16 protein-coding genes and 1 pseudogene are annotated in these 23,315 nt (G+C 35.0%); 11 read left to right on the top strand and 6 right to left on the bottom strand.

Going from position 1 to position 23,315, the window contains the following annotated elements; genetic code table 11:
* Positions 1–30 precede the first annotated feature (30 nt).
* The 3 genes from ACT5E3_RS01780 (at position 31) to ACT5E3_RS01770 (ending at position 1,968) form a co-directional block, all read left to right on the top strand.
* On the top strand, positions 31–858 hold the full coding sequence (locus tag ACT5E3_RS01780) for a MipA/OmpV family protein (RefSeq protein ID WP_444996607.1): 828 nt from the start codon (positions 31–33) through the stop codon (positions 856–858).
* Positions 845–1,255 (top strand): ATP-binding protein, encoded by a 411-nt coding sequence (locus ACT5E3_RS01775; RefSeq protein ID WP_444998629.1) that lies wholly within the window; start codon positions 845–847, stop codon positions 1,253–1,255. Before ACT5E3_RS01780 ends, ACT5E3_RS01775 begins: the two co-directional genes overlap by 14 nt.
* Positions 1,256–1,341: 86 nt before the next feature.
* Positions 1,342–1,968 (top strand): LysE family translocator, encoded by a 627-nt coding sequence (locus ACT5E3_RS01770; RefSeq protein WP_444996606.1) that lies wholly within the window; start codon positions 1,342–1,344, stop codon positions 1,966–1,968.
* A gap of 106 nt (positions 1,969–2,074) precedes the next feature.
* On the opposite strand, the gene ACT5E3_RS01765 is transcribed toward ACT5E3_RS01770, so the two are convergent.
* Complete coding sequence (locus tag ACT5E3_RS01765) at positions 2,075–3,241, bottom strand: MBL fold metallo-hydrolase (protein ID WP_444996605.1); 1,167 nt, start codon at positions 3,239–3,241, stop codon at positions 2,075–2,077.
* Positions 3,242–3,621: 380 nt separating this feature from the next.
* On the opposite strand from ACT5E3_RS01765, the gene ACT5E3_RS01760 reads away from it, so the two are divergent.
* The 3 genes from ACT5E3_RS01760 to ACT5E3_RS01750 all read left to right on the top strand — a co-directional run bounded on the left by ACT5E3_RS01760 (position 3,622) and on the right by ACT5E3_RS01750 (position 11,560).
* Positions 3,622–3,789, top strand: a complete 168-nt coding sequence (locus tag ACT5E3_RS01760; RefSeq protein ID WP_444996604.1) for a winged helix-turn-helix domain-containing protein — start codon at positions 3,622–3,624, stop codon at positions 3,787–3,789.
* 830 nt (positions 3,790–4,619) lie between these two features.
* Positions 4,620–9,056 (top strand): hypothetical protein, encoded by a 4,437-nt coding sequence (locus tag ACT5E3_RS01755; protein WP_444996603.1) that lies wholly within the window; start codon positions 4,620–4,622, stop codon positions 9,054–9,056.
* Complete coding sequence (locus ACT5E3_RS01750; RefSeq protein ID WP_444996602.1) at positions 9,056–11,560, top strand: hypothetical protein; 2,505 nt, start codon at positions 9,056–9,058, stop codon at positions 11,558–11,560. Before ACT5E3_RS01755 ends, ACT5E3_RS01750 begins: the two co-directional genes overlap by 1 nt.
* Before the next feature lie 140 nt (positions 11,561–11,700).
* On the opposite strand, the gene ACT5E3_RS01745 is transcribed toward ACT5E3_RS01750, so the two are convergent.
* On the bottom strand, positions 11,701–13,614 hold the full coding sequence (locus ACT5E3_RS01745) for a putative Ig domain-containing protein (protein ID WP_444996601.1): 1,914 nt from the start codon (positions 13,612–13,614) through the stop codon (positions 11,701–11,703).
* A gap of 174 nt (positions 13,615–13,788) precedes the next feature.
* Between ACT5E3_RS01745 and ACT5E3_RS01740 the strand changes: the two genes are divergently transcribed.
* Together ACT5E3_RS01740 and ACT5E3_RS01735 are read left to right on the top strand one after the other, a co-directional pair.
* Positions 13,789–15,843 carry a winged helix-turn-helix domain-containing protein gene (locus ACT5E3_RS01740; RefSeq protein WP_444996600.1) on the top strand — a complete coding sequence of 685 codons (2,055 nt, stop codon included), beginning with the start codon at positions 13,789–13,791 and terminating at the stop codon, positions 15,841–15,843.
* Positions 15,844–16,128: 285 nt separating this feature from the next.
* Positions 16,129–17,616, top strand: a complete 1,488-nt coding sequence (locus ACT5E3_RS01735; protein WP_444996599.1) for an FG-GAP repeat domain-containing protein — start codon at positions 16,129–16,131, stop codon at positions 17,614–17,616.
* A 225-nt stretch (positions 17,617–17,841) separates the two neighbouring features.
* Here ACT5E3_RS01735 and ACT5E3_RS01730 read toward each other — a convergent pair whose 3' ends face one another.
* Both ACT5E3_RS01730 and ACT5E3_RS01725 read right to left on the bottom strand, forming a co-directional pair.
* A complete protein-coding gene (locus ACT5E3_RS01730) occupies positions 17,842–18,129 on the bottom strand; it encodes a hypothetical protein (RefSeq protein ID WP_444996598.1) in 288 nt (95 codons plus the stop codon).
* A 4-nt stretch (positions 18,130–18,133) separates the two neighbouring features.
* Positions 18,134–18,970 (bottom strand): IS4 family transposase, encoded by an 837-nt coding sequence (locus ACT5E3_RS01725; protein ID WP_444996597.1) that lies wholly within the window; start codon positions 18,968–18,970, stop codon positions 18,134–18,136.
* A 179-nt stretch (positions 18,971–19,149) separates the two neighbouring features.
* On the opposite strand from ACT5E3_RS01725, the gene ACT5E3_RS01720 reads away from it, so the two are divergent.
* The 3 genes from ACT5E3_RS01720 (at position 19,150) to ACT5E3_RS01710 (ending at position 21,904) form a co-directional block, all read left to right on the top strand.
* A complete protein-coding gene (locus ACT5E3_RS01720) occupies positions 19,150–19,707 on the top strand; it encodes a hypothetical protein (protein ID WP_444994431.1) in 558 nt (185 codons plus the stop codon).
* 152 nt (positions 19,708–19,859) lie between these two features.
* A complete protein-coding gene (locus tag ACT5E3_RS01715; RefSeq protein WP_444994432.1) occupies positions 19,860–21,101 on the top strand; it encodes a DDE-type integrase/transposase/recombinase in 1,242 nt (413 codons plus the stop codon).
* Positions 21,098–21,904 carry an ExeA family protein gene (locus ACT5E3_RS01710; protein WP_444994433.1) on the top strand — a complete coding sequence of 269 codons (807 nt, stop codon included), beginning with the start codon at positions 21,098–21,100 and terminating at the stop codon, positions 21,902–21,904. Before ACT5E3_RS01715 ends, ACT5E3_RS01710 begins: the two co-directional genes overlap by 4 nt.
* 266 nt (positions 21,905–22,170) lie before the next feature.
* Here ACT5E3_RS01710 and ACT5E3_RS01705 read toward each other — a convergent pair.
* A pseudogene (locus ACT5E3_RS01705) lies at positions 22,171–22,443 on the bottom strand (ISAs1 family transposase); the annotation flags it as partial.
* A 596-nt stretch (positions 22,444–23,039) separates the two neighbouring features.
* Entirely contained in the window at positions 23,040–23,315 is a 276-nt protein-coding gene (locus ACT5E3_RS01700) for a hypothetical protein (RefSeq protein ID WP_444996596.1), read from the bottom strand.

Genomic DNA, 23,315 nt, shown 5'->3' with positions numbered 1-23,315 from the left:
TGAATATTGATGATTAAAAAGGTTTTAACTATGTGTTTAATAAAAGTGATAATAAGTAAGTTTTTTATATTAAGTTTTATACTATTTACTAGTACAGTTAGTGAAGTAAAATCATTTACCGACACCTCTTTTTCGGCTGACATCGAAAATGAGACAGTATGGAAAGTTAATGTTGGCGGAGGTTTATTTATCATTGATAAACCTTGGAGAGATGTTGATCCTGTAACGACAATGTTGCCTTATATTGAAGCTAGCTATGGTAATTGGAAATTTGGCGTAGAAAATTTGCTCGCTTATCACTTTAATTTGAATGAAAACGCCAGTTTTTTTGCCAGTTTAAATTATAGAGATGATAGTTATGACAGTAATTTTTCACCACTTAACAAATTATCTGATCATCCGGTTTTTAATGATTATGAATCCCCAGATGGCGAAGTAGTCATTAAATTAGGCACTAAACTTGGCTTGATTTCCTTTAATACGAGTCGGGATATATCGAATAAATCAGATGCAACAACAGCTAGTGTAGCACTAGATATTCCTCTTTATGTCAATAACCGAGGAGTCATGTTAAAAGCTGTAGCTTCTTCTCATTGGTTTAGTGAAGAATATATTAACTATTATTATGGTATCAATGAATATCAAACCGATAATTCAGTGGGGCGTTATTATTACCAATCCAGTGCCGCAACCAATCACCAGTGGAGTATTAATATGGTTTATCCAATTAGCCAAAAGTGGGCTTTAGTTGGTAATATTTCACGAACTAAACTCGATAAAAATATTTCAAACAGCCCATTAATTGATGAAAACTACCAAAATAACTTGATGTTGGTTTTTTCTTATAAACTTCAATGAATACTACTTCAATATATCTCAATTAATAAAAGAATTAAACAATATCTTTGAAGGCTTTCAACAACAAGTAGATCAAGATATTCAAAAATATGCTGGCACAAGATTAGGCTTAACAATTAGTAAAAAATTAACCGAGTTAATGGGCGGTACGATTAATACAGAAAGTCAGGAAGGCACAGGTTCTTGCTTTTCAATAATATTAAAGTATGTAGATATATCTAATATTGTAGCGGATGAATATATTACTTTAAAAACTACAAATGATAAGAATATTAAATTCAATTCTGCCACTTGTGGTAAATCAGAAAACAAGCTAACATTACTCAACAATTGTACAAATAGTTATAGAGTCTCAATGCTTAACCTCGCAAGTAATCGCTGCCCTCCTATCAAATAGCTACTTAGCTGTTTAATTTTGTTATTTTCTTTCACTATTTTTAGTGCGTGCCTCTTTATGCACCCATTATTTACAGGATATATATCATGAATATCGAGACTATAACCCTTTTTGCGGGGATTGTTTTTATTATGGCAGTTATACCAGGCCCTAATGCACTATTGGTTTTATTTACCGCTCTATCACAAAATCGTTTTTTAGCTTTCACGAATGTAGTTGGTGTTGCTATCGGTTTTATCATCCATGCATTTATCTCTGCTCAAGGTCTTAGCTTTTTATTAACGCAGTCTAGCTGGGCATTTCTGTTATTAAAATGGTTAGGCGTTGTTTACTTACTTTGGCTAGGTTTAAATAATATTCGAGCAGGATTAAAACGAAGTGCATTAGTAAAAAAAATGCAATCACCTCAAACGGGTAGTTTTACTGGCAGTTTTTTAAAAGGATTATTAACTAATTTACTAAACCCTAAAATTGTCCTTTTCTATCTATCGATTTTTCCACAGTTTGTTTCCCAGGAATCCATTCTTTTTGACAGTATGCTATTAGGTATCACTCATGCGTTAGTCGTTGCTATGTGGTTTTTAGTAGTTATTTTACTTGCAGAAACATTTAAATATGTTTTAACCACTCCTGCTAACGTTCGTTGGTTAAATTATATTTCGGGCTCTATCTTTATCGCTTTTAGCGCCAAACTTGCCAATACTAAAATTTAGAAAAATTAAGCCAGGTACTAATAATTAATAGTACCTGGCTTACATAAAAGCCCAAAAAGCTAGCCAATAGTTTATATGTTTAATAATATAATGAGTATTGTGTTAACTAGTCATTAATTCGAGTGGCAGAAAATTCAACTTTACCATTCACACTAAATAACAATTTAGAAGCCTTACCATCTGGTTTAAATTCAAAATTGATCTTTTCTTTTTCATTCCAACCAGCAAAATCAAAATGAGATTTTGAACGCGATAATAAAAGTGATGTAAATGTTTTATCTTTAAAAGCATAAAGCTCTCTTTGATAACTAAAAATTTCCACTTGGCTACCATCATCTAGCTGATAAAAACCGACATATGAAGAAAGTTCTGATGGTGTTAAATTAAGCGGTGATTTCTCATCAATTAAAATAGTTGAGTCAATTCTGGCGAAAAGACGTTCTTCTGTTAACCATTTAGGATACTTACCCCCATGAAACCATGCGAGCAACCTCTTAATTTCAGCGGTATCAGCAATTTGTTTTACCGATACCCCTTTGGCTGATAATTTTAAAATATGTGTAGTCCACTCTTCTAGCTTACTAACATACTCAACCACATGCTTTCTATCGGCTAATGCCGTATGCCCAGGAACAACTAATGTTTTACTATCAGACAGTGACAGTACTAAGTCGAACACATCACTTATACTCCTCTTTCCTCTCACCCCAATATTGGGACCCCAGTTCGTAGCATGGTTATCACCAGTAAAAACAATGTTATTATTTTTGGCTTGTACTATTACATCATTCCAAGTATGTGACTTTACATGAAAAAGATTAAAAATTTCGTTATTAAATTTAAGAGTCATTTTATCTTGAAACTGTATTTCCCTTGCTACACCATCATATTGAGTGTAAGTACTAGACAAGTATTTTAAATAATTTGGATAAATAACAGTAGCACCTAGTTTAACTAACTCTTCATTACCGCCACGATGATCGGCATGTTGGTGTGTGTTAATCACATACATAATAGGCTTATCAGATATAGTACGGATCGCTTTAATTAACTTTTTACCAACTTTGATGTTCATCGCATCAATCAATAAAATACCATCCTTACCAACACTCATCCCCACATTAGCCCCTAATCCATTACCACCATGCAACACCCAAAAATGCTCATTAACTTTAGAAAAAGTGATTTGGGGATCGGAATTCTCTTTAGCCAATAAATTAAATGAAATAACAACCAAACCAATCAAAAAGAATTGTTTAAGTCTTTTAGCCATATTTACCTCTTATGATTAAATATCTGAAAAATGTTTTTTACTGAGCTTTATTGTCCTACTATTCTTTAAAACAACAAGCCCCCACAACTGAGAAAAAGCGGATGAATTGCCGATGCCTTGATTTCTGTAGCATTGCGGCAATTATTTAGCATGGATAAAATCGCCTTTATCGGTATAATTTACTCTCTTTAAGTTATTAAAATTCACTTCATCAAGCAATGACCTCAATTAGGAACTAAATTTTTATCTATGAATGAGTTTTTTGCTGGTCAATTTAGAATTGATATGGGTCGCTCGCAGATCGTAACACAAGACGCTATAGTCTCAATGGAACCTAAGGTTCTTCAAGTACTGCTAACACTTGTGGAAAACAGGGACAAGTGGTCACTCATCAACTAATACTCGATAACGTCTGGAAAGATGTAACCGTTGCACCCAATACTTTGCAACGACGTATTACCCAACTACGTAAAGCATTAGGTGACGATGCAAAGCGTCAAATCAAAATGTTATCAAAACTCACCCGAAAGTTGGCTATAGTCTGGTAAGTGACGTCACTTGGCAAACATCGGTTTCAGCCACCCCGACTAAAGGCATTGGTTATAATAAACCGATTAATCTCAAATGGTTATCAAATAGCCATCTTTTTATTGTTCTGATAATAGCCTTACTCCCCTATAATAAGCCAAGTTATATAGCTAAATCACTATCAATTGGCATAGAGAAAAGTCAGGGATTTTTGTCACTATTAAGGCGTCTGGCGCAGTGCATAGCCGCTCTATGGACAAGTCAGACAACGAAAAGAGCGGCAAAAATAACGGCTTTTATTGTGACAATTGATAGTGATTTAGCTATATATGAAGGAAGAGTGAACTGAGCACAAATATCTGAATCTGGGCAACTATATATTGCCGACACGAAGAAAACGATTCTTCAAGTCATTAATAATGAAACAGTACCAATAGAGGGAATTAATGATATTAGCGTATCTAACAGGTTTCTCTATAAAGCCAATAAATTAGTGTTAGCTGAACTAGATAACTCCATTTGGATTTATGATTTAAATAAGCAGTCAAAAGAAAAGCTTTTCAAAATCATTGATACTCTAAAGCATATTAATAGTATTGATTTTAAAAAGCAGAGAATGCTAGTAACGGCAGTCGCTTCTATAAAACAAGAAGTTGTACTCTTCCATTAATAAGGCTTATAACATAAAAATTAATACTTATTAGCTCATATAAAGCAACTAAAGTGAGCATATTTGATATTTTTTAGTGTAAAGTGGAATAATACTCCCTTGAATCACGGTTTAAATACCATGTAAAAGTCAAAATTGATTTGATCAGGTAATATCGAATAACAAAAATACGGAGATAACATGGCAATACCTGAAAAGACAGAATTAGTCGATATCATCCAGCTTAAAAACCAGTTATTTAAAATAGCCCAACAAGGGCAGCTATCAAAAGCTGATTTTGATTCAATGAATCGCGCGCTAGATTTGTTGAGTTATAGTTTAATCGAAGATGTTAATGAAGAAACTCTTCCAGACTTATTTACTCAATTTCAATTAAAAAATCCTACATTTAATTTTACGCCTTTAAAACCAATATTTCGAAAACAACGATTTAAAGCGCTAGAACAATTAAGACAGCAAATATTTTCATCAGTGGCCGATATCAATCAATTAACAGAGATAGACGCCAGTCAAATTATTTATTTAAACACGCCAATTCCAATAAAGCCCTTTTCTTGGTCAGAAAAACACCTCCAATATCAACAAATATTAAACGAATTAGCTAATGAGCAACTCAATTTTTCCACGTTGCATACTAAAGCTTGTAACTTTTTTGAAAACCAATCAATAGAAAAGCAGTTAGTTGGCTTACCAGAATTTAGAAACAATATTGTTCGTCACTTATTACAATCTAATCTAATCACAAATGAAAATGCTATCGACTATATTCATGATGAAGAATTAGTGCGCAGTGTTCTACGCGATCATGAAACAAAAATAAAGCAACAATTTAACCAAGGGTTAATCTCTACTGAACACCAGCATCACGGGGAAAAGACATTATTTAATTTACTAAAAAATGAAACGATTTCACCTAGACCTCAAATACCGTTAGCAGAACTAATATTACTCTGGCAAGGCCCTAATTTTTACTTGCTAGCACAAGAGTTATTTTCTAAAACAGTTCAGGAGCAACAGTCTTTTGAAATTTTTTATGTTCGCACAGGAATAGAAATAGAAGACAACACGACAAGACTTATGCAGTGGAGTCGTGAAGGACAAATAGCAGAACAACAAGAGTATAACCAGCTCATTCATCTAATTGAGCAAAATCGACTTATATACGATGCATTACAAGTAGCGAGCTTAAGTCATGTTAACCCTACTTCTGAAAATCATAAAAACCGATGGTTATTAATAGCCCAGTCATTATTTCAAGCAACTAAAGATCAAGAAAAGCTATCTGATGTTGTCATTGAAAAGTCAAAACAAGAAAAGCAAATTATCAACGAAGAAACAACAAAGCCGCTTGCATCTAAAAGACTAGAAGAGTTTGAAAAAAATATAGCTCAAGAAGAAATAGAAGACTTTGCTACAAAAGATGCTAGTCTTCATGTACCTAAAAAACCAATTAAACCAGATGATGCAATTATTAATGAACATAGTAATTGGAATCAATACATAAAACCCTTTTTATCTGAAAATTGGTTAGGTCTTATTGGCATTGGTTTTATTGTTGCAGCATGGCCAATTCTATCAATGATGGTTTGGGATAAAAATGAATATTACCGTATTGCAGCAGGAGCAATTCCATTACTCTGTTTAACCGTTGGTTTTGCTTGGATTGCCCAATTTTTCACTCACTTTAAATCAAAATACGAATCTAAAAATAACAAAAACCTAACACCTAGAAATAAAAAGCCTGTCCAACTTTTTTCAGGTTTAACGACTTTAAGCATTCCCTTTAATATATTAATGGCGGTTAGTATTTATGACTCCGGGCTAACTTTAATAGCTTGCTTTATGTTATTAGTTTATGCTGGTGCTATTTGGTTTATTTCACCCTGGTTAAAATCATCTTATGGCAATTCGCCTAGAAGCTATTTACTACTAAGTCATTCGATTCTAATAATTCCTACAGTTTTAAGTTCTCTGCAAATAGACTACTTAGAGCCAGGACTGGCATTAATGACCTACATGGCTTTCTTTTTCTTAGTTAAAACAATAATGGCACAATTAGGAAATCCCAATAAAGAAAACCAATCGTTTCTATTTCTTATCGTTAGTATTCATTTATTTATTTCATTAATAGCCAGCCATATTTTTTATGTCCAGCTTCCAGAAATAGGCACAGTAGCAGTAATTATGGTACTCACCGCTATTTGTTTGTTATATCTACACATTAATACTAAAAAATCACTAGAAAATAGCTCCCAGCCCCACTCTCAAAAAATATCGATACTAATAATTGGAGGTGCCACAACAGTATTTGGAAACTTGCTCGCCTTATCAGAACCCACTTATTTATTAGTTACTCTGATATTATCAGCTATTTTTTGGGTCGGTTTATCTATTTTATTTAATAAAAAGAAATGGCCTATTGAAGTTTTAGCCTTTCATTGTTTAGCTTATGTCGCAGCTTTACAGTACCATTTAGAATTAAATCAAATATTTCTATTTATTTTAATTTTATTAGGCGGGATAAGCATTTGGTTACTTGAAACAAAACTCGCCAAGCATGAAATCAAATTATTATCTTTTCTAATCCCAATAGGTTTAGTTTTAATTAGTCTTGAAAATAATTTGTCAGGTATACCAGGAATTATCAGTTTAATAGCCACCTTAATAATTGCCTGCTTTAACTATTATCGTTGCAGCAAACTTTTTCAAGTTGGGCTATGGTATATTTCGATTGGTACATTAATATCAATTTTACCTATTTACTATTATGAGACTGGCACACTATCGAACTTGGCAATTTACATTTCAACAATAACGCTTATCTGGGCATTTATATCACCTAAATTTACAGACATTCCCGCTCAACTTCATAGAACGTCTGTGCTATGGATATTCAGCATATTATCAACACTTTTATTAGTTTATATTAGCGTTACAAGCAAACTTGAGTGGAGCGCCATTTGGTTTAGCGCATTAATTTTAACATTACTAGCTAACTTTATAGCAGCAAAAAGAGCCCAATCATTATTTCCTTTGTATCTCTCTGCATTACTTATAGGATTAGCGGGCTTTTGGATAAAACATGAGTTACATATTATTTCGAAGAGTGGTTTAGGTTCAGCGGCATTCGCTTTATTGCTTATTTATGCCGCACCTCGATTGCAAAAACTGTCATTTTTTGAAACAAACAAGAAGCCTGATCGTTTTTTCAGTAGAAACTTTCTACTGCATAGCCAACAATATATTCGTTTACCTTTAGAGCATTTTTCATGGATTTTAATTGCAATGAGTTTTGTTAAAACCATCTCATTATTTACTCCAGCAATTGAAAATATAAAATTGAGTTTAGCTTGTGCAGTTCAAGTATTGAGTCTAATATTGCTCTCTGTACGCTATCAAAAATCTTGGATAACGACACTTTCATTCTTGCCATTACTGACATTGATATGCACTATCATATTAAGTTTCCCATATAGTTACACACCAATTTTTACTATATCATTATTACTTGCATGGCATCACTTAATGCAAAAATGCTCTCAGTTATCAAATGAACTACAAATCGTATTTAATCCAATAGTCCAAGTTCAAACTTTAATTTCGACTCTTTTTATTATTGCAGGAATACTGGCTTACGGATATTTAATTTTATTTGACGCTAAAACATGGCAATTTTTCGTTTTTGGAATAATGAGCTTGCTATATATTGAAACGGTATTTGTTCGCCTCAAAAGTGTCAAATTTAGTCACCTTAATTTATTGCATATTAGCATATTATGGAGTCTGTTTTATGGACTTAGTTTTTACTCGCCAGCTGAGCCAGTTAGCTCATTATTAGCTTGGTACCTAATTGGTTTAAGTGCTTTATTATTTATTCCTGCTTATTTCATGGAGTGGTTAACAGGTTCTATATCCAAGATATATCACCCAGCCATTCAAACTTGGTTAGCAATATTAGCCATAGCCTTAATCACATTATTTATTGCTGACTACTATCTAGGTTATAGCTTAGATGCAGTGGTACTTTGTTTAGGCATTATTGTATTGCATTGTACTAATCGAGCTTTTCATCACTGGTCGATTTTAGTTGCCAAATGGTTAACCTGCTGCTTGATAGCTTATAACTTTATTCCGAATAACATTTATGCGGCACTAATAGGTGCGTTTATTTTTTCAATCACAGAATTCATCTGGCATAACTTTTCAAAATTTCGCCTATTGCAAGTACAGGGAATTAACGAGCACAATACAACCCCAACAACTAATATAGCAATCATTGTCGCTTTAGGCGTGATTACAACAATCACTATCCATTTTATGAGTTTTATTGGATTTGGTGTAGACACAATAAGTAGCTATTGGCTTTTTAGCTTACTGCCTCTGACATTGTACTTATACAAAACTCTTCAATGGTCAATTTTAAGTTACACAATTGCGTTAATATTTACCTACATCAATATTTTTATTGCCATTGACTGGCATATTAACTTATCGAGTTTAGGACTTAACTATATACATCTTATTTGTGGCTCATTAATTATATCCATTCTTTCACTAGCTCTAATAGCTAAAGTCATACCAAGCTCGACAATAAAAACCTCACAGGAGGTCTTATAATGAATATTTTGAAACGTTCATTTGAGCAAATAGCTGTTACTTTAACACTAGCCATTCTAACATTAACAAGTTTAAACTTTGCTCTTTCTAGCCAACTTCAGGAACAACATGAAAATCGCTTCATTTTTAGCGCAGTAATACTTGCATTAAGTACTCTTTACTTACGGTTTGGCATTAATCAAATAAGTGCTTTACATCAGGCAGGTTATCGAATTGCTGTTGTTATGATGACATGGGCTGTGGGTTTATATTTTTTTCCATATCCTAACACGGTACTTTATTTAATTATTATTCCAGGGTTTTATTTTTTATATAGAATTGAAATCAAAAAAGAGCAAGCTATCAGAGCAGATAAAACCGCTGCTGGTTTATTATTTTTATTGGCTGTTTTTTTATATATTCAACAACAACCACTACAAGCGATTTTATTTGAAGGCAACCCTTTTAACTGGAGTATCTATTATCAAAATGCACCAGGCATTCTACTTGTTGGCTTGGCATTAATACGATTTCAAAAATGGCTACACTGGGATGGTATAGCTACTGTTGGAACACTAATTGTTATTATTGCAGGTACATTATCAGCGACTTTAATTAATAACGAGGCACTCCCTCTCAATGAATTGTTCTTCTTGGCATTGATAAGTCACTTATTACTTGCGTTTATTTTTATTCCCAATCCAATTTTTCAACGCTTCATTGATTTTATAGGGATTCAACATCAAAACCTGAATTACCCTAAAAGTATTTATGTGATCACTTTTACACTCACACAATTCAGTTTGTTTTTTTTACTGGAGTCATATTGGCAAGGCTCATTTTTTTCATACAACGGTATTCCACTACTTAAAAACTTAAGTTTTATCAATGTAAACAATATTGGTTTGCTAGCAACATTTTTATTAACTATTACTCTCCCTGTTTATTTTTATCGTCGATGGAGTATTTCATTAGTGCTATTCGAAGCAGCTCTTATTATTGCTTTTTTAGTGTTATCTGGCTCATTAGCGCACTTAGGAAGCTATAACACTATAGTGGCATTGGTTATTGTTGCTGCAATTTTACTAAGCATGTTAATACTTAAGCGCAATAACAATACAAGTGAATGGATTAATAATTGGAGTTTTATAGGTGTATTAATTTGTTATGGTTTAGTATTTTTTCAAACGAATATGTTTACCCCATTAGGACTGATAGGATTTATTTTTCCTATGTTTTCTTGGGGACTTTTACCTGATCGACCAGCGTCAACAATAAGACGCTACGAAGCTTACTTCTGGCCACTTTTATCAATCATTATTATATCATGTTTAAGTAGTCAAATAAGTTTGGAGATACTCACTAATTGGGCACTATTAACCATAGCAGCACCTTTAATACTAACTTTATCAATGAGCAACACACAGTTTCTCGAGTTAATACAAACCAGAGGTTGGAAAGTTTTACATTTGTGGGCTCTTAATAAGGATAAGTACTTAATATTTTATTCATTAACAACCTTATTTATTTGTCTATTTAACTTCTTAAATAATCAATTTTTATTTGAAGACAGCTGGTTTATTGTTAACCAAACTATCGTCACCTTACTATTATGTGCCTCAGCTATTTTGTATGTTTCAATAAAAAACAAACGCATCCAATTAATGTTAGTGACAGAATTAATACTTTGGCTAACGATGGCTCTTGTTCGCTGGAAATTAGAAAGCTTAAAATTATTACAATTAGGTACCCCTATTGATGGTTACATTTTTATTTCAATTGCAGTCGTTGTTGCCGGAATTAAAGAAAAATTAAGAGATAATAGTCCACATTTAAAAAGCCACTTCATAAAATCATCAATTATATATAGTTTAATTGGTTGGCTCTATTTACTTTATTTAAACTTTACAGGAGTTCAGTCATTGCATGGTGAACTTTCTTCAATAATTATGGCGGGTTTATTTTATTGGTTATCACGCAGTACCCATCAGAGCATGAAAGTATTAGTGTTTATATTTGCCAATACGAGTTTATTTTTATTCTTTATAGACAATAATATAACTAACTTAGTGGTGTATTTAACACCATCAATAGCCAGTGCTTTATTATTAACACAAATGTTTAAAGAAGATCTCAGTGATTTCCAAGTACGACAAATCAGATTATTTTGTGGACTTATATTACTAACAGTTTCAGCCGGATATAATATTCTCGATTTTCAATCTTCTGTTTGGTATCCGGCCAGTGCAGCAATTATATCAGCTATTGTTGTACTATTAGGGATCAGTTTGCAGATCAGAATTTTTCTATATCTTGGCAGTTCTTTTATATTCATTAATATTATCGGTATGATTGCCAATATTATAATCCACCAACCGCCAGAAAAAACTATGTTTGCTGTTGGTATTTTATTCTTAGTAACAGGAATATTATTTATCGCTTCCTACTTATTATTTCAGATGAAACGAGAAGAAATCAGGCAAAAATATTTAGCTATTAGCAATACTATTGCTCAATGGGAATAGTATAGATGATGAATACAATGCTTTACATTGATGCATAAGCGATATATTAATGCATCAATTATTTTTCTGATATTATGATTCAACAATAAAGTTTTGAATCATAATATCAAACCAATACAAGAGTTTTTATGCATAAACCATTATTTTTGATAATGATATTTTATCAATATCAAAGTTGATAATAAAAATAATAACCAGGCAAAATTACCGCTACCACTCTTTTCTTCTATTTTTTTATTCACTTTGATACTCAGCATTCCACTAACAAAAACGCCTTCTTTATCTGTCGCAGTCGTTGTAACAGATGTCGTCTCAACCATCGAAGGAACACCACTAATAACACCTTCTTGACTTATTTCAAGACCATTTGGTAACCCTTCGGCAGAAAAAACTAATCTATCGTCAATATCAATATCATTAAAATAAGCACTAATATCTAGAGAAAAATTTTCTCCTACAATCAAGTTTTGAGCGGGTATATTATCTACCATTGTAGGTGCATCATTAATATTAACAACCTCTATACTAAAGCTTGGCAGATCTACGTTATGGTAACCATTAGTCGCAATAATAGTAATATCTTGACTAACCCCTACATGGCTGTTGTTAGGAATACCACTCAACTCACCAGTTGCTCCATTAAATGCCGTCCAATCGGGTTTATTCTGAATACTAAATGACACTGTTGATATATCACCTGCATAAGTAATTGTTGGTATAAATTGATAGTTGTCATTTTGCAATAAGCTAGTTTCAGGAACGCCTGAAATAGCAGGAGCTGTATTAGGAATTAATGGGTTACTATCTTCTCCATCTTTTTCTCCATCACCATCGGTATCATCGTTATTAGCTAAAGTTCCAGCTTGATACTCCTCAAGATTGGTTAACCCATCTTTATCTAAATCACCTGACGCATCATTCTCTAATGGTTTTAATGAATTTGCGACTTCATAATCATCTGGAATACCATCGGTATCAGTATCTTTTAACAATGGATTGGTTCCATATGTGTTAACTTCATCACCATCAGTCAGATTATCTCCGTCAGTATCAGGATTCTCTGGATCAGTACCATGCACATTAACTTCATCTTCGTTTGTTAAACCATCATTATCGGTATCTAATCCAGTTTTCTTTAACCGATAAACAAAGGTTCCACCAGCTAAATTCCCAGCACCATTTTGCACTACTTTTTCAAATGAGCTGGCATCATTAGTCACTCTGAATACTGCATCAGATGTATTCACTAAAAAATGATCAGCACCATCTTGCATTAACCCTGTAGGGCCCGCTATTTGAACCAATGTCTGTTTAAATACGCCAGAGTTAATATCAAATACCATAATTGCATTGCTTCTTTCTGCAGTCACAACGATTTCTTGCTCACGAAACAAAATGGTTCGCGGCGCATTTAACCCTCCAGTCCCAGGAGCAACAACCTCAGTAACAGCTTTATTTGCCAAGTTCAACTTGATGATATTATCGCTATCATATCCGGGTATATATAAGTGGCCATCTTCATGAATCATCATACCGGCATCAATCCCTTTGATATGTGGGTTATTAGCTTCAAGCATTTCATCAATAATTGCCCAAGTTTCAGTGTTAATTTTAACAACTGAATTAAGTGTATAACTGGCCGCATACATAGTGCCATCATCATCAATGACCGCGCCCACTGGGTTAGTAATAAAATTATTTTCAACTTCGCTGGTCGTTGGGTCATCTCCCATGACAACGGTTCCAGTTGATAGTGTCTGCAAATCAAACTTTATTAATCGACTATTTTTTTCACTCACCACAAGTAAATCTTTATCAGGTGCTTGAAGTATTCGCAACGGCCCATCAATTAGGTTTTGGCTATCCAAGTCTCGAATAAACTCACCACTACAACCGTCATAGATTTTAACGTTATTTCTCGTCCAACTACTGACTAATAATAGAGAAGCACAATTGGCATCTCCTAAATTAGGCACCGCCGACAGAGTGGGTAGTATAAAAAAAATACTCTGTACGCATAGAAATATTGTTATAACCCTTTTTAGTTTTATCATTTTATTTTCCTCACTATCACTGGTAGTCTCCGTCATGAAATTCATGACCTTTTGAAAACACGATAAGCCAAACAAGGAAAATAGGCCTCCGAATTACTTCTTTTTTAGATCCACAAAACCTCCTTTTACCAATATAATTACGCTAACTCGTTGTTTTACAGTATAATAAATACAATGAAAGCAAAGGTGTCTCCAGCATTAAACAAACCTTGTCAGTTCGGTGATTGGCAATTTGATCCAACTGACGGACAACTATGTTCAAAAACCAACAGTGTTAGATTGCAACCTAGACTATCTAAACTACTGTCCGTTTTTGTTGCTAATGTCAACACGTTAATATCTCGAAACGAGTTAATCGAGATATTATGGCAAGAAAAGTCGGTTAATGAAGACGCACTTTCCCGGTGCATTGCTGAATTAAGGTCAACACTGGGTGATAACCGAAACTCTCCTATTTACATTGAAACTGTCCCTAAAAAGGGATATCGATTTATACACCCACTGTCAGCTAATCAAGGTAAAAAACTCACCTATAGTTTAAGTTTAGCTGTATTGATTTTAGTCGCTTCAAGCATTCTCTATTTAAGTTATCCATTTACAGCCAACATTCAATCTTCAAAATATAAAGATGCGCTAACCAATGCCAAGCGTCTCACGGCAGATAAAAAGCTTGAACACCAACCTGTCTTATCAACTAGTGGCAACTCAGTTGCATTTTCATTAGTCGATGACAAGCGCCTTATCGTTCGAATTATTGATATTGATGGAAAACACTTACATGAACTTAAGGATCCTCACTATCACTTATCGTCCGCCGCATTTTCTCCAGATGATAAATCACTGCTAGTTGCTGCACGAGACCAAACAAAATGTACTATTTTTAAATACCAACTTCCGAGTTTAGTGCGAGAAGATGTAGGTCAATGTTTTGTACCCAACTTATCGAACATCTTTGATTGGTCACCCAATGGTGAACAAATCGCTTATGTGGCACAAGGCAAAAACACCAAAAACGCAGCAATTTGGACCTATCATTTTGCCAGCAAAAAACCTATTCAAATAACTCAACCAAGCACTTTAGGTGTTTTTGACACCAACCCTCAATACTCCCCAGATGGGAAATATTTAGGGTTTACTCGTGGTACTGAGTCAACTCGAAACATACATATTGTCAACATAGAAATACCAGAAAAAGTAATAGCCGTCACTAGAGGCAAAGGTTTCATTACTCATTTCAATTGGCTAAATGATAATAAACACCTACTATTTGACAGTAACCAGCTAGGCGATAGAAACCTTTGGTTGGTTAATATTAATAATCATGAGCAACAACTATTAGGTGGTAGAGATGCTCAATTTCCAACGCTTAATAAAGATAATACACGACTAGCATTTCAAGAAATAAGATATAATGCCAATATTTGGCGTGTTGATGTTAACGATAAAAGCAGCAAACCAACTCGAATTATTGAGTCAATAAAATATAATAATTTTCCAGCATTTTCTCCCAGCGGAAAGCAGATTGCATTTAGCAGCAATCGACAAGGTAAATCAGCTGTTTGGCTTTATTCTTTAGAGACTAAAAAGCAAACAAAACTAATAAGTTTACCTGAGCTAGATATGATTATGCCGCAGTGGTCCCACGATGGGAAAAAATTGATAGTCAGCAGTAAGGGTGCCGACGGGTATCGTTGTTACCAGATTGATCCGACTACCCAACAATATCAAATTATCTCTACTATTTTGCAACCTCATTTTGGGTGTGTTTATTCTAAATACGGTGACATATTTGCTATTACGAAAGATCAATCCAAACTCTCAAAAGTGTTAAAGCTGGAGCCTAATGGAATCGTTAAAAAACTGACAGAAAATAGTGTTAGTCGTATTCAAGTTAGTAATTTTGATAGTTTAGTTTATTCACTGCCCAAGCAAAACGGGCTTTACTCAATGGATTTTAATGGTAAAAATAGACAGACAATACTAACTGATTTTAGTTACCAATTTGATGAACATTGGACTGTACAAGGTGACTACCTCTATTATCCTAAACTCGATAAAGAAAAAGGAATTTGGCAACGCCATCTAATCACAGGAGAAGAACAAAAAGTCACCTCAGAACTCCCAAGTGCAATAGGGCTAACGATTAGCGTCAACCCAGAACACTCTCAGTTAATTTTTACGAAAACAGATAACCGCCAAGCTGATATTTATTTAGCAACAATGAAATAGTTAAAATACACATTAATAAGGAATATACCCAAGAGGTTTAATCTTATCAAAGTTTATCTCATCATTAATCAATATTTAGGCCTTCTATAAGAGAACACTAATACTAGCTATAAAGCCCCTTAAAATTAAATCTTTTTACTTAAATAGGCATTTATAATATTCTTGTTATTGCAGTAGAATTTAATTTATATGACTCTTTAGCTTATTTGCAATGAACCACAAGCAAAATCATTAGTCGAATATAAAACAAAAAAACATATCCTTTAAGAATAGGAAAAAATTAGAATGTTAAAATACTGGGTTGGGATATTATTAACAGTTTTTAGTTGTGTATCTAATGCCGCTAAAATCGATTTTGAAATGCAACAGCTGGAAACAGCATTTAAAATCACGCATCCGGTCATACCCGCTCAATTACTCACAAACCAGAGTGATCAACTGATTATTTTTGGAGAAGACCAAAAGAAAAATAAAATTTTAGCAATCTATCAATTTGATGTTAAAACAAAGCAATACAACCTATACAACCAGATAATAATCCCTCCTAATTTTCTCGCTTTCGACATTTTAACAACAAAAAACGATCAAAAAATTATTTTTCAAGCAGAAAATGAACTATTTACATACGAAGTTAAAAATAACCAGTTTAAAAAATTACTCAATATCAACTCAATCTATCTTGAACCTAAAGCTCAATTTTTAGCGAAACGCAAAATGGTAATTGATATTAACAATGATAAGTTAGGCGATCTTATTATTCCCGACTTCAAATCAACTCATCTTTATATTCAAACCAGTGAAGGTGATTTTATACATCAACAACTTTCAGTTCCAGCCAAAATAAGAACTAGAGAAGACTCAGCTAACTATACAGAGAACAACTTCTATTTTGCAGATATCAACTTCGATCAAAAGCAAGATATTGTTATGGTTAAAGATGCTGGATTAATCTACTATCCACAAAATAAGAATAAATTATTTAATTTAACAAGTATTAGTCTTAACTTACCTATTGATGTAAAAGAAAAAGAATGGTGGGAAATAGTAGAGTCGGATGGACAATCGATAGATCAGCATAACTTGTCTCATCGTAGTATGAGTCAAATAAAGGACATCAATAATGATGGTATTGCTGATCTTTTAGTCCGTTTTAGTCAAAGCGAAGGCGTTTTAGATAGACAAAACAACTATGAAGTTTATCTTGGTTATAACAATAATGAACAACTCAGTTTTTCTTCAACTCCTGATAGTGTGATTATAGTTGAAGGAACCACCGTTGGAATAAAAACCATTGACATCGATGGCGACAATCGTTCTGAAATTATGCTATCAAGCCTTGATATTGGTGTTTCACAAATAATTGGAGCACTATTATCAGGAAGTATTGATCAGGATGTTTATATTTTTAAAATGAATCAGCAAGATAAATACCTTGAAGATCCGGAAGTTAGTAAAGAAGTTGATCTCAACTTTAGCCTTTCATCAGGAAAAAGTGGTGCTCCGGTTGTAAAAATTGCCGACTTCAATGGTGATGGTTTAAAAGACTTGCTTTACTCTGATGGAGAGAAAAAGCTTAGAATTAATTATGGTACAAATAAAAAAAGAATGTTTAAAAGGCGATCTAAAAAATACAAAATTCAATTACCCAAAGATGGTAACTTAGTAGAAGCCCATGATCTTAATCAAGATGGAAAACATGATTTAATTATTCGTTACGGACGTCAAGACGATAGCAGCTTGAATAATCGCTTAGTTTTTTTATTCTCAAACTAGAATATAATATTTAAATTACTTTGCTAGAAATTTAAATAATAGCCACGCCACCCCATATTAGGGTCGGTGACTTTGCCGCTTAATAGACATTGGAGAGAAGTCATTACCAAACTTTAAACACTCAAAACCTTGCTCATCAGAGCAAGGCTTAAAAGCCAGAGCTGTCTCTTACTCACCGCGGAATCAAGCTGATTTTTAAAAGTTAAAAGCCAGTGTTACCCTCACTCAATTATTCGAATAAAATTTTAATAACCCTAGACACAAACCAAAAAAAGCAATTAAAGATGGCGCTAAGTATACTATATAAAAATACTTCTTATGCTTCATCCAAGCATAATTTTTAAAACCATGTTTATAGCTAAGTGCAAATAAAATGATCATACTAACACTTGCCTTAAAAAGCACTTCATGAAACCATAAACTAGCGGCCATCATAGCTAAAAGATAAGTACCGATAGGAAATAAAAAATAGCTTACAAATTTATTTTCATATGTATCCGCCATGTGTAGCATTCAATTACCCACAAATATTGGCCAATAAAAAACCTCTCTTTAATTCATGTAATTGAATGAGCCCTCGCCAAATAATAGTGTTTCCAGGCGGTGGGTCATTTTTACGATTGAGGTAGCCTCCCAATACGGCCAATTGAGCAGTAAAATCTTGCAACGTATTTAATGATTGCGTTGAAAAATATGATTTCATAATCTTGAGCTCTATTTCATCAAATGCGACTTCGGGATTAATCCTTTCTGTTTCTCTATTTAAAAAGGTCAGCCAGTGAATCCTCCAAGCTAAAATGCAACACATCGATATTAGTCGAGATAATCTATCAGCTGTTCGTAACTTTGACTCTTCAACTTTAAAACCAGATTTAATGACTTTAAAGTAAGTTTCTATTTTCCAGCGCTGTTTATACCAATCAAGGACTTGTTTGATATCCTTTTTCGATTTAACCGGTAAGTTTGTAATAAAACTCCAACGAATTGGTTCTCTATCTTCTGGGGTATCTGTTTCAATCGCGGAAATAAACGTGACTCTTATATCAGGATAGTGAGCCTCTTTTCCGATAGGTGGGTGTAACTCGACGGCCTTAACTCTGAGAGCTAGTGTGGTTGAAACTAACTTTCCATTTTTGTCGACAAATTCAATGGCTTGTTTTGCATAGACCTTTTGGCTGCCGATCTCTTCAACAAGTGTACTTTCGTCGGCTAAACGATTAACGCAGACTCGGGAGATAAAGAAAGTGTCTAGCTCTCGGCATCGACAATAATATTCATAGATATCATTTTCTCTGTCACCTATATGGATCATTTTTGAAGGCGTTGAACCCGCTAACTCAACCGACGCTTCCATATTCTGCAGCCACTTAATGCTTTCTTTTTCCTCTATTGTGTAATTTCCCAGATTACCGTCGAACAATCCATCGTTTTTTTACCAATTTACCGTCGTCCTCTAATTTTTCGTTATAACGCTAATTCGGTAAATTAAATTTCTCTGTAGAATTTTGACTTTTTTACAATCGGTTAATTTTTATGCAGGTGTTTTTTTCTTCACTTTTTGAGCTTGAGTCTTTCTCTCATCGTCTAAAATCTATTCCACAGAGTAATGCCTGTCAGTTTTGCCTTAAAAATTGTGAGTGGGTTTCGCACGGTTACGTTTATAAACAACTGAATTATCAGTTTCGAGCGATTGTTGGTAAGCGTATTTTATGTAGTAATCGAGGTAGCCACTTGGGCTGTGGTCGCACACGGCAGCTTTATCTCGACGTCGTACTTCCTCACAAGCATTATCCGCTGCAAACTCTGCTAGCTTTTGTTATCGCGTTGTTTGACGGTCTGCCTATATCTAAGGCATGGCATGGCGCTGTGGGCCACCATCGAACGGAGCCTCGTCAGGCTTGGCGCTGGCTTAACTCGCTTATGTCAAAGTTGGCGAACATACGGAGCTTGCTGCAAAGAACCTGTCAACCTTGCTCGCCCTTTAACAGTCGACGGCTTGCGTTATTACTACCCACGCTTCAAGCGTTGTTTGCATCTCAACCCCATTTGCAACGCATCCAAAGTCGTTTACAAATGTCATTGTTAGCCTAATCAGTTTTATTGGTTTACCTTTTTATGCGCGTTTATTTGCCGCCTTGATCGACTTCAAGCGAGTCAATCAACACTGCCACAAACTTTGTCACTCGAATCGCTTCGTTGCTTACTTTAGTCTCCTCGCTCCATTTTTTACCGGAGATATTTCTATGTCTGAATATTCTAAAAGACCACCACTTGAGATCCGCCTTAAAGTGCTGGCCGCGGTTGACTACGCACCCGGCAATAGCATTCGTCAACGTGTCCAGGCCGTTAGTTCACAAACCTTTTTTGAGCAAACTTCAGGCAAGCACTATCGCTTTACCTGGCGTACGATTAGTACCTGGTTGTACCGTTATAAAAAAAATGGTGTAACCACGCTTGAGCGAAAAGTTCGCGCCGACAAAAACACTCAGCGTAAAGTCTCTTTATCACAACTTGCTGAAGCGATTAACGAGGTATTACCCTCGCTACGACAAAACAAGGTCGGTCAAATCCCCAAAAGCACCCTCTATCGCTGCTTGCTGGAGCGCAATTATTTCTGTCGTCAACAACTAGCGCCTACAACTTTTTATCGCTTAATTCGCGATAATAACCTGCTGAGCAAAGAGACCGCGGAGAAGCTCCGTGTCGCTTTTGCTATGCAGTACGCCAATGAGCTGTGGCAGGCCGATACCATGCACGGACCGGCCATTTTGCAAGCCAATGGTCAATGGAAAAAAACCTTTCTGATCGCCTTTATCGACGATGCCAGTCGTCTTATTACTCACGCCGAGTTTTTCTACCACGACAACACCGAAAACATGATTGAAGCCTTTAAAAGCGCCTTGTTTAAACGCGGTAAACCAGAGCGACTTTACTTCGATAATGGTTCCAATTACAAGTCGAAGGAAATACTCCAGGCTTGCATCAGGCTCAACATTCGTCTCTCTCACGCTCCCGTTCGCGATGGGGCCGCCAAAGGTAAAATCGAACGCTTTTTTAGAGGGTTTCGTGATCGCTTTTTAGTCGTTAATCATTCGTTTAACTCGCTTGATGAACTCAACCAGAAAACCACAGACTGGATAGAAAGCCACTATAATAATCAACCTCACCAAGGCATACAAATGAAGCCTCTGGACAGGTTCAACCTTGACCATGCACGCATTCATTACCTACTTGATGATGAATATGCCGACGAAGTCTTTTTTGTTGAAGAAGAGCGCAAGGTCAGCTCGGTCAACATATTTTCAATCCATGCGCAAAAGTTCGAATGCCCTGTCGATTTACGCGGTAAAACGATTCAAGTGCGTTTTGATCGCTCGCACAAAAATCGTTACGTACTCTACTACCAAAACCAACGCATGGGCGACGCCCTGCCACTTAACCTTTACTTTAACGCTAAGCAACCGCGTCAAGGAGTTTCACAATGATCAATGCTATCTTCGGCATTAGCCAAACACCGTTCAAACGTGAAAAACTTAACCTACTACCACAACAACAACGCATTGCCGACATTATTAAAATTCACGCGCAGCAAGGCGGATTTTCGGTAATCCTTGGTGAGCCGGGGGTCGGCAAAACCGTATTGCGAGAGTACATCGAGCGTCTTAACAATGAACGCGAATGCACCGTTGTCTCCTGCTCGCGCACCCTGCATACTTATCGGCAAATTCTCTGGCAACTGGCTGAATCTTTTAAAATTGAAACCAGCGAAAAACAGATTGAAAGCGACTTAATTCAAGCTGCCTTCGCGCAAGTGAGAGAGCGTAAAACCTTATACATTTTGATTGATGAAGCGCACTTACTCGATTTATCGGTGCTAAGAAAATTGCGTTTATTGTTCGAACGCTTTCCTAAAAATCATAACCTGGTGCTACTGGGTCAACCGGAACTATTACACTATCTATCACTCAGCACAAACAAAGACATTAAAAGCCGAATCACCTACTCTGCCAGCATTAAACCGCTTAATGATGAAGATATGGAGCGCTATATCGTCAAAGAATTGGAAAGTGCCAAGCTAGGCGTTAACACTTTCGACGAAGCTGCAATGGCCTTAATTATTCGCTCAAGTGAGGGCAACTTACGGCTCTGTAGAAACCTGTGTCTAGCCAGCCTTATCGAAGCGGCGAGAGAAACAAAAAAGTTGGTGACAATTACTCATGTTAATCACGTCCTCGTGCAACCGCATTGGCGATCGCACGAGGAATTGATCAAGCAGCAAGTCTCTTAATCAGAACTTCCAACGGCACTTTATAATGCTCGCTACGCGAGCATTAGAGCAAATTTTTACCGAGGGCGAAAGCCCTTTTTTTATGCAAAAATTGTTTTAAAAAAGTTATCCACAAAGTGTTCGATGACAATTTGGTACAGCGTACGACAATAGTTTGGCAAAGCTAAAATAGTGTACGACAATAGCGCGGTAAAACTGCTCAAATTTTAGTAAATTGTATGACGTATAATTTAGTAAAAAGTATGATGGTAAAAAAGTAATCTACAAACCCAATTGATAAAAGCTTGATTAAAGGCTTCCGGTTCGATCGCTCTTACGATTCTGGCAATCGTATCATCAACTGGAATGTCATTTTTAAATGGTCGATATTGCCTTAACCATTCGAGCTTCTCATCCCCAAACTCTTTAATATCTTTCCATCCCTCGGCGCCTGATAATACGGCACTGACGCAGAGAAATAGTACATCCAACAGGTCATGTTTTACATTGATATGGCTTCGCGGGTCTTCAATTTGTGAAAAATGCTCGATTAATGTCATGTCGGTATCTCGTTATATTCGATACCGATCTGATCTTTATTTTCTCAATAAGTTCAATAAAGTATGATCTTGCCCTGTTCTCAGGTTTCAAATCGGGGTGTTCTTTATATATTGGGTTCATAACTTGTGTTATCATGTTACCCAATATATTCCCAACGGCTTTGCGATAATCGTATACTTCTTTTTCATTGCAATTATCCCTCACTATTGCAACAGATTCAGAAAGTTTACTTTGGTATTCAAGCATCAAATTATTTACTTCTTTAGCTATGTCTTTATCATTTATCATTACTCACATTCATCTTTTTTGCAGTCATTATAGCAATTATTAAATGCTACACCATTATCACTAATACCTAACAAAGGGCAAAAAATGGGACAGCCGCTTCTCATAAATGATTTAAAATCAATAGATTATAAGTTGCGCACCAAATTAGTGCGCTTTAAATGGTGGTTATCCGATCTTTTGCGCTTTAAGAAAACCTCGATCACGCACAAAACATTTCATCGAGGCTATTTGCTAATAGTAATTTCAATTGATGATAAAAACGGAAAGCTCCTTTTATTTAAAAAGCCTGCTGCATTACTTATTTTTATTATTCATCATTAATTTTACTAATATATTTTTTTTCAGTTTCTAATATTTTTATTGTCATAGCAATCGACTCCTTCTCTTGAGCCGAAGCTTTATCAAAAACATTTAAATACCAATTAATCCACTCTTTCTTATTATTCCCAAAGTTGATCCCATATCTTTTTTCTATTTCATCAAATATTTCTTTCATACTAAGTGGCTCTGGGATATTTTCAAGTCCAGCACAACCATCGTAAACTAGCTCCCTAAATAAGAGATAAGTACTTATGTTTTTCAT

The organism is Aliikangiella litoralis (genome assembly GCF_052495765.1).
Note: the sequence above shows the minus strand (reverse complement) of the source record. Positions and strands in the feature narration are given on the sequence as shown.